This is a genomic window from Sphingobacterium sp. UBA7253, assembly GCF_002472745.1.
GTDB lineage: Bacteria > Bacteroidota > Bacteroidia > Sphingobacteriales > Sphingobacteriaceae > Sphingobacterium > Sphingobacterium siyangense.
The window spans coordinates 1-8,896 of record NZ_DKSP01000136.1 but is presented as its reverse complement, the minus strand read 5'-3'; the positions used below and the strand labels follow the sequence as shown (position 1 = coordinate 8,896).

The window sequence follows — 8,896 nt, the reverse complement described above, 5'->3', positions numbered from 1 at the left end:
ATCCTATTTATCATTGGGCTTTTAATTAGAACGCTGACTTACCCGTTTACGCGTGTCAAAAAATCTGCTGCAGCGCCTGTGCAGCCAGCGGTCAATGATAGCATTGTTGCCCGATTTGCCGGCGGCATCAAAATAGCCACAATCTCTTTTGGCGACTCGACATTATTTAATCATGTTCCTTTTGAAGAACTTAATAGTTACATCAGGCACAATTTCCCACTGATCTATCGCTCCCTGGAAACCTATACGGTCAATGGCCACGCGCTGGTCATTCGACTCAAGGGAAGCGACAATAGCTTGCTTCCGCTACCCTTTCTTTCTCATATGGATGTGGTTCCTCCCGGTTCAGCTGCTATAAAAAATAACGATTCAACGCTATTTCAGCCTAGAGACCAGGCAATACCGCCGGTTAGTGAAATAGCCGAAGAATGGGACTATGCACCTTTTACGGGGGCAGTAGCCAACGGCCGCATTTATGGCCGCGGAAGCTTAGATATGAAAGGCATGCTCTTCTCCTTACTTGAAGCTACGGAACAGTTGGTTCGAGAACAGGTACAGCCCAAGCGGGATATCTACCTCGCTTTTGGTTTTGATGAAGAAGTTGGTGGCGTACGCGGCGCAGCTAAAATAGCAGACTACTTCAAAGAAAAAGGTCTTAAATTCGAAGCCGTTTATGACGAGGGTGGACTCATTCTGGAAAAGGGCTCGGTCAAGGGAATCAGCTCCGATGTAGCATTGATCGGTTGCGCGGAGAAGGGATTTTTATCCCTGAAAATTAAGGTCAAAGGTCTTGGTGGGCACTCTTCGATGCCACCAACGACGAGTGCAATTGGTAAAGCGGCAGTCATTATGCAGCGCTTAGAAAATCACCAGATGAAAGCACAGATCAGCCCTATGATCCAAAACTTCTTTCAACAGGTTGGTGGTAGCATGCCTTTTGTCTCCCGTTTTGCGATCGCTAATCGCTGGCTTATGGAACCTTTACTTCTGGCTCAACTAACGAAAAACCACTCGACTAATGCCCTCGTGCGAACAACTACAGCACTGACGATGATGAAGGGCAGCGATGCCCCCAATGTACTTTCACCTGAAGTTGAATTTGTTGTCAATTTTAGGCTACTGCCTGAAAACACCCTGCGGGAAGTTCGGGATCATGTCGAGCAGGCTACACGCGGGTTTGATGTTGAAATCGAACAGGTCGACAATGCCCGAGAAGCATCCAAAGTTTCACCAACAGACGTTAAAGCCTATACGATGATGGAAGCTTCTATCCGCAGGCTATACCCTGATCTTATTGTTACGCCTTACCTGACTGTTGGCGGAACCGACGCTATCAAATACCAAAATCTCAGTGATCATATTTATCGCTTTATGCCCATTAAAATTAATCACGCTGAACAGCAGAGTATGCATAGTACCAATGAATACATCAGCATTGAAAACTACCTGAAGATGATAGACTATTTTTATTACATTATGCGTCACTACGACGATGAAACCATTTAACCATGGACAATCTTCGCAATTACATTCACGCATTGGTTGACTTTTCGACGGATAGCTGGCACTTGCTGCAGCCAGCATTGACATTGCGTAACTTCAAAAAAAATGATTTACTGCTGGAACAGGGTAAAGTTTGCAATTCGCTCTTTTTTATCGACAAAGGCTATTGTAGAAGTTATTATGTTATTGATGGAACTGTCAAAAACACAGGATTTTTCTTTGAAAACGATATCGCTACCAATATTCAAAGTTTTGGCAGCGGGCAAAAATCCGAATTTAACATCGTTGCCTGTGAGGACTTAAGGACCATTATTTTTGATAAGTCGACACTATTTGAACTTGCTGCACAGGTTATAGAAATAGAACGGTTGGGACGGTTTTGTATCAGGCAGTTTGCTTCACGCCAGGAAGAGTTTGCCAATCTATTTAAACTCTATTCGGCTGCCGAACGTCTGTGTTATCTAGAAAAAAAATATCCAGAAATTTCACAACGTGTACCACTTTCTCAATTGGCTTCTTTTTTGGGAGTAGCTCGAGAAACCTTAAGCCGGATTCGTCGGAGAAGATTAAACACCTGACATTATGTGACGATTGTCACAGGCTAGAATAATTTCATTTTGGGAACTTTGTATCAATTAAACAAAGATAAAAGATATGAAAACATCCAATAATGCACTCTTGGATTTCGAAAAATTTATGGCTATCCGTTTAAAAGCCTCAACAGATTTTGTGGAGGGTCATTTTGATTCCCTAAAAGATATTTCTGTCTCAAATGAGCCTGCCACAATTTTTCCGCCCAATGGAATATATATTTCTGGGGTATTACAGGTCAATGATTTTAACCAAAAAGGAGCTTCCAATTTCCTTCCGGGTGCACAAAACAAATTTGAAGTGATCCATCAAGATGCAAGTGATACGCTAGCCTATTGGACGGGTATACAACGTTCGTCCGTCAACATAAAAGGACAAGATACCGTGGTGATTTTCAATCTCAGAATCACCGAAATCTTCAGAAAAGAGCAAGGTACCTGGAAGCTTATGCATCGACATGCCGATACACTGGCCGAATAGTCTAAATGACCTAGGGAGCAGCAGTTTGTTTATAGATCGCTATGGTTTGTGCCCGCTGTTCCTTATGGTCAGATACTCAAAATTGATCGGCTGAGTGCAGCAATGGTCCTCCAGCGATTTCCTACGATTTGAGTTCGGCATCGCTGGTTGATCCCTTGAATTTCTTATTCCAAAAGAGTAATAAAATAATAAACAGTATAAATAATAACAGGGTGACTAAATTTGTCTTCCCCAAAAGTGCGTGTAAAGTAGCTGGAGCTATAATTGAATTGGTTCTTACGGTGGAGAAAGTCAATACAAATGAAAAGACAATACACAAAAGCACAAATCCGGCAAAACCACCAAATTGGCTAAAATTATCAAAAATTAAAAGATGCCAAATCGCCCAAAATATTCCCGTTATCACACTTTTAATGGGCCATTTTATTTCACCTAGACTATCATTCAAATAGCCCCGCCAAGTAAATTCCTCCATGATATCATACAGCAATGTAAACAGGCAGAACAACAGTGCCCAAACGTGCTCATCGACACCGTAATTATTATTAAATCCATAAATACCATATCCTGCGAATAAAAGGAATGGAAACAACAGTGACTTTGTTTTATTAGGGCCAAAAAGTGTAACGGTGGAAACGACTTTTGACAAAGCATAAAAAAATGCCGAGATAATCAGAATAATCAATCCGTGATTCATATTCCAGGGTAATGGAAAACTAAAAACATCTTTCATAGCCATCTGGAAAATATTAGGAAGCTTTCGTATAGCAAAAGTTCCCAACATCAACAATCCGTAAAATAATGCGATACGCAACCAGTTCGTCTTTTTTATGCTTTCAATAATCTTCATACACTATTTATTAGTCTATTGTCCCTACAGCAACTGTTCTTTGTTAAATAACGACTACAAAATTGGAAGTCGCGAACTTACAAAAAAACGATAAAAGCAGGTTTGCCTTCAAAAGTAAAAATTAATCGGCATTAAAGCATTAGCCAAAAAGAAAGGCATGGAATCAACAATATACCAACTGCAAGTGTCCAAAACATCGCTGTTTTACTAATGAAATAGCATTCACGTATTTTTTTTGTGCACAAAATCCAGGTCAAAAAACCATAGAGCAAAATTGGTAAGATATACATCTCCAAAGGATATGGCTGTAGAATTGGATTGAACTCCACTAAAATTTTGGCCTCCCTTCTGCTTTGAAAGAGCATGTACATCAAGGTAGAAACAACCATGGATGAGGAACTTGCAAAAAAGAGTGTGAGCAGTATCCATCCAGTTCTTTTCAACAACCAAAACAAAAGGAAACCTACTATTAAAACCATTACATTGAAAAAGGACAATAATGTGTAGTTATCCGGTAGCTCTTTGAAATATTTGATCGGATATAACAGTGCAGGAAAAAGATTATAGCCTTTAAACACAATGAGGATACCTGTAAAAAATGAGATCCGCACGATACTTCTTTTGACCACTTGTACCCTGGGCGTATCAAATCTACCGGTAATAGTCCATTGGTCTTTGGCTTTTATCGTATCAATATTAGTCTCTTTTTCCGCTTCTCGCTGGTTAAGCACATATCTTGCTGCTGTCAACTCCTCGGTGGTCAACTGTCGACTTTTTAATTCAATCTCGGCAGCTTCAAGGGCCGAAGGCTCATAGTGATCGGGATTATCTACCACAGACAGCAACTGATCTGTGGGCCAAGTTTTATAAAGTTCAGCAAAATTATTTTCGGACATTGGCTTAATTTTTATAAATTTCAATATGTTATTACGGCAAGTTCATAACAATAATGATTGCTCTCGCTTAAGCGAAAAATAAATGGTTAATCTTCCATAATGAATTTATAAAAATATAATTTATAAATCAAGCATAGTTTGGCTTATGCTACTTTACTTCAACTCAACGACCTAATTATCCGTTTTCACGAATTCCTTTTACGGCCCATTTCTTTGAAACCAACCATTGGGGACGATTTAAACTATTGCGCATTGCAATGTTTACCTAACGACAATTCATTAAATGGATAATGACCATTACTTAAAGTATCTCTTTTGTTACAAAAGCAATTCACACAAACGATTGCATTGTATAGTTTTCGTTTAATTTAATTGTATTTATAAAATTAGGGTGAACAATTAAATTTAAATTATGAGATATTCCAAAATTACGCTACTGCTCTGTACAGTATTGGCAAGCTTTCTTTCTTGCCAAAAAAGCGAGGTACAAACAAATTTAGAAGAGAAATTATCGCTACGGGCCGCATCCCCTGGTGTAAGCGGATACGAAGTTCCCTTAGGTGGCAATGCTTTTGTTACTTCGGCACCTTCCGGTGCAGTAGAAGTCATCAATAGCAATGGATTGGCAAACTGGACCAATGCCAATAGCGTGATCAGTACCTATGCTAAGGTCCCCCAAGCGGGCGCTTTACGTGTTAAAATAAGGGCTAAAGTGCTACCTTCAGGCGATAGTAGTACGGTGAAGTTAACAATCAACGGTGTAAGCAAACAAATCAAACTTAAGGGTGGAACATTACAGGATTACACGGTTGGTACCTATTCGCTAAATACAGCGGGATACATAAAAATGGATCTTCAAGGTGTGACCAAGTCAGGTGGTTATTTTGCAGATGTATCACACTTGATTTTAGATAGTTCGGCAACAAATGGCACTGTGATTTATAGTGACAATAATGTTGATAATACTTACTATTGGTCGCGACGGGGCCCATCCTGCCATTTGAGTTATACCATTCCAACAAATCAGCAAGTATCCTATTATTATAGCGAGGTGAAAGTGCCTGCCGGAGAAGATAAAATAGGTTCTTACTTTATGGCAAATGGGTTCGGCCAAGGATATTTCGGTATGCAGGTCAATTCAGCGACAGAGCGCAGAATACTATTTTCTGTTTGGAGTCCATATAGCACCGATAACCCGTCCCAAATACCAGCAGAGGATCGCATCACATTAAATAGAAAAGGGACAAATACGACAACAGGTGAGTTTGGTGGTGAAGGTTCTGGTGGACAAAGCTACCTCAAGTATAACTGGACTGCCGCCACTACCTATAAATTTTTATTAAAGGGAGAACCTGATAACAATGGAAGTACTGATTTTACGGCATGGTTTAATGATCCTTCGACCAATAATTGGATACTCATTGCAAGCTGGAAACGTCCCAAAACAAATACCTATTTAACGGGCTTTCATAGCTTCCTCGAAAATTTCAATGCCGACAATGGCTTCCTTGGCCGTTCTGCAGAATATAGTAATCAATGGGTTCGTACAGCTACTGGAACTTGGCTGAAAGTTGTGGAAAGTACCTTTACAGTCGATGCGACCTATTCAAACAACCAGCGTATAGACGCAATTGGCGGAATAGCCGGAAATAGCTTCTTCCTGAAAAATGGCGGTTTTTTCAATACCGTCGTAAATCCCGGAACGAAGTTCACACAACCAGGTTCTGGCACAGCGCCTTCAATAAATTTAACAACGCTACCATAACAAGCATATTTACAATAAATTATTCTGAATTTACATCCAATAAAAGGGACAATACCTCATTAAGAAGTGTCGTCCCTTTTAAACTCAACTTTGTCGTATTTAAATTAACAATTCGTAGCTTTCAGTAATACTTTATTATAATTGCTGATCCATTATAAATAGCTGATCCCCCCGCCTCGGGTTTGTAGGTAACCTGAAGGCCTTTCCAACTAACGACAATAAATTCAAACTTCAAGAATGATAAACCTGTTTATGAATTTACTATCCAACCCCTTATCAATCCTTTTGAGCACCTTGTTGCTCATCAATAGCCTTCCATCAAAAGGACAGTATCTTGAACCCATCAAAAAGGACCATAAACTAAAAACTCAACTTGATACGATTGTAAACCGTTGTGTTGTCGATTATCTTTCCAACAACAACACGTTTAGCGTGTCTATTTGAATCTACAATAAAGGGTCCAAAACAACCTACTACTACAGTAAAGAAAAGTTACCAAACGCCAATAACTATTACAACATTGGATCGGTAGCGAAAACGTTTGTAGCCGCTTTACTTGCACAAGCGGTCATTGAGAAGAAAATCAACCTCGATGATGATATCCGTAAATACTTGCCCGGAAACTTTCCCAATTTGCAATACAACGGCCATGGAATCCTTGTTAAGCATCTTGCAAATCATACTTCAGCACTTCCAAAGACTTTCAGATTACTTTCTAAAAAAGTTGTCGATAGTTTAAAGGGGCTCGCTATTCCAGAACAGGTAGACTACCTTGGAAATTATAGTCGTGACAACCTATTTGACGACCTGAGGAAAGTCAAGTTGGACAGTATTCCAGGTACAAAATTCAGTTACAATAGCATGGCTGTAATGGTACTTATTGCGCTGTTGGAAAATAGCTATAAGAATTCCTATGAACATCTTATCAGCGCATATCTGAAGGGACATCTTGGTATGTACCATACAGTCCCCTACTTGAATGAGTTGCAAAAAAACGACATTGTGCAGGGCCATGATAATAAAGGACAGCCTGTTCCATTTGCCAATTTGAGGGGATTTTACTTTGGTCCTACAATGAATTCAACGATCAATGATATGTTGACCTACATCGAAGCCAATCTCAAATTAAACGATAAAGCCCTTCTTCTAACACATCAACTGACTTATGGAAAAGACGATGGATTTGGTATGGGGCTAGGTTGGATGATCAATCGTGATGAACGTGGTGCCCGCTATTTCTATCACGATGGGAATACTAAAATAGGCTACAATACCTTATGTGTGCTGTATCCTACAGACGATTATGGCATCATCATTATTGTCAACGATACAGTTGATCAACACATGGTGGGTAAACTTGAAAATACCATCAGACATCAGTTTTTAATGCATAATCAATGACAAGCTTGATCTTCATCTTCGGCTGAAAAGAAGGGGTAAAATTAAGTCATCATTAAAAAAATATGTATTAATTTTTAAATGAATAAAAAATAAAATTAAAATAATAGAAGTAATAATAAATTCTCCCAAAATATTATTAATTTTCGGAAACTAACCAATGTGGAAATCGGTGAATGTTTATTTTTTTAACCAAAGAAAGGAGGCAAACAAAACAACGACGATGAGAACCGCCTAGAAAACCAGGCACAATTAAATTAATGATTCATTCACAAATCTTAAAAACTAAGTTATGTTAAAATTAACCAGTCGCTGGAGCAGACTTTATACTGTTTTGGCCGTAGTTTCCACATTTTCTATTTTTAGTTGCCAAAAAAATTCATTGACTCTTGAGAGTCAAGAGGCACAACTTAACAAAAAAGCTGCAGTATCCGCGCAAGCAGGAGCTACAATTGCAACATTGAATTGGGATCAAACCTATCAAAAGATTGATGGATTTGGAGCATTCGGAGGTCGGATTGTTCCATTCTTTGAATCCGCAAAAAGAGATAGTATCCTGGATTATTTATGGGGAGGCAGTGGGTTGAAATTGAATATCCTTCGTGGTAAGGTACTTCATACCTACCCTTTTAACCAACAGACCAAGGTCGTCACCATTAAACCGGCAGGAGTTTCGATTGACGTGGATCCCAATAGCGCAACATATCAGAATTTGACAGCAGACGAAAAAGAACAACTTGGGCAGGTCTGGATCATCAAGAAAGCGAAAGAACGCTATGAAGTTCCCTTCGTTATGGCAAGTACTTGGACTCCGCCATTATACATGAAGACCAATACGAGCAGTATTTCCGCGAAATGGTTTAATGGACTTAATTTTAATACTTCTTCAACAGCTTTTGCTCGCTATCTGACGGGATTTGTAAAATCGTTTCAGAACGAGGGGATTACAATCAATGCTATTTCTCCTTCAAATGAGCCTGAAAATGTCTTTTCAGACTGGGATGCTTCTTATTGGGACTCTTCACATCTGGGGCAGTTTATTACCAACAACCTCCGTCCCGAATTAAACAGTGCGGGTCTTCAATCCACCAAGATCATATCTTCTGAGAATGCGGCCTGGGGAACTGCCGATAATTTCCTTTCGGGCATGGACAGAAGCAAAGTCGACATCCTCGCCGGGCATGGCTATGTAGAGATAAGTGGCATCATCACTGGTCAACGTGGGTTTAACCAGAGTCCTTCCATGTGGAATTTTAGTATTGGAGGTCACTTGCGTCCTAAACGTTTAAAAAGTGGCGGCGTTTGGATATAGCAAAGTTGCTATATTTAAATTGCAAAATTATAACCCACCGCCAGGATAAAGTTAAAGGTTTTTAGTCAGATTTTATCTCTTATCGACCGCGAATTAGTGAA

9 protein-coding genes are annotated in these 8,896 nt (G+C 39.6%); 7 read left to right on the top strand and 2 right to left on the bottom strand.

The annotated features are described in order from the left end of the window. From B2X72_RS14020 to B2X72_RS14010, 3 genes are all read left to right on the top strand, one after another. Positions 1 to 1,506, top strand: a 1,506-nt coding sequence (locus B2X72_RS14020; protein ID WP_286850042.1) for a M20/M25/M40 family metallo-hydrolase, incomplete at its 5' end; no start/stop codon positions are given. 2 nt (positions 1,507 to 1,508) lie between these two features. Further along, positions 1,509 to 2,081: a Crp/Fnr family transcriptional regulator gene (locus B2X72_RS14015; protein ID WP_075992538.1), complete on the top strand. Its 573-nt coding sequence runs from the start codon at positions 1,509 to 1,511 to the stop codon at positions 2,079 to 2,081. Positions 2,082 to 2,157: 76 nt separating this feature from the next. Further along, a complete protein-coding gene (locus tag B2X72_RS14010) occupies positions 2,158 to 2,574 on the top strand; it encodes a DUF4440 domain-containing protein (protein ID WP_145329066.1) in 417 nt (138 codons plus the stop codon). A gap of 121 nt (positions 2,575 to 2,695) precedes the next feature. Here the strand turns inward: B2X72_RS14010 and B2X72_RS14005 are convergent, their stop codons facing one another. After that, complete coding sequence (locus B2X72_RS14005) at positions 2,696 to 3,424, bottom strand: CPBP family intramembrane glutamic endopeptidase (protein ID WP_208734305.1); 729 nt, start codon at positions 3,422 to 3,424, stop codon at positions 2,696 to 2,698. 131 nt (positions 3,425 to 3,555) lie between these two features. Beyond that, positions 3,556 to 4,320 (bottom strand): hypothetical protein, encoded by a 765-nt coding sequence (locus B2X72_RS14000; protein ID WP_088161481.1) that lies wholly within the window; start codon positions 4,318 to 4,320, stop codon positions 3,556 to 3,558. A gap of 412 nt (positions 4,321 to 4,732) precedes the next feature. Between B2X72_RS14000 and B2X72_RS13995 the strand changes: the two genes are divergently transcribed. The 4 genes from B2X72_RS13995 (at position 4,733) to B2X72_RS13980 (ending at position 8,795) form a co-directional block, all read left to right on the top strand. Further along, entirely contained in the window at positions 4,733 to 6,085 is a 1,353-nt protein-coding gene (locus B2X72_RS13995; RefSeq protein WP_088161480.1) for a DUF3472 domain-containing protein, read from the top strand. Positions 6,086 to 6,337: 252 nt separating this feature from the next. Beyond that, positions 6,338 to 6,529, top strand: coding sequence for a hypothetical protein (locus B2X72_RS13990; RefSeq protein ID WP_145329068.1), 192 nt, complete (start codon positions 6,338 to 6,340; stop codon positions 6,527 to 6,529). Then, positions 6,530 to 7,486: a serine hydrolase domain-containing protein gene (locus B2X72_RS13985; protein WP_145329070.1), complete on the top strand. Its 957-nt coding sequence runs from the start codon at positions 6,530 to 6,532 to the stop codon at positions 7,484 to 7,486. 289 nt (positions 7,487 to 7,775) lie between these two features. Beyond that, entirely contained in the window at positions 7,776 to 8,795 is a 1,020-nt protein-coding gene (locus B2X72_RS13980) for a glycoside hydrolase (RefSeq protein WP_286850034.1), read from the top strand. The last annotated feature ends 101 nt before the right edge of the window (positions 8,796 to 8,896 follow it).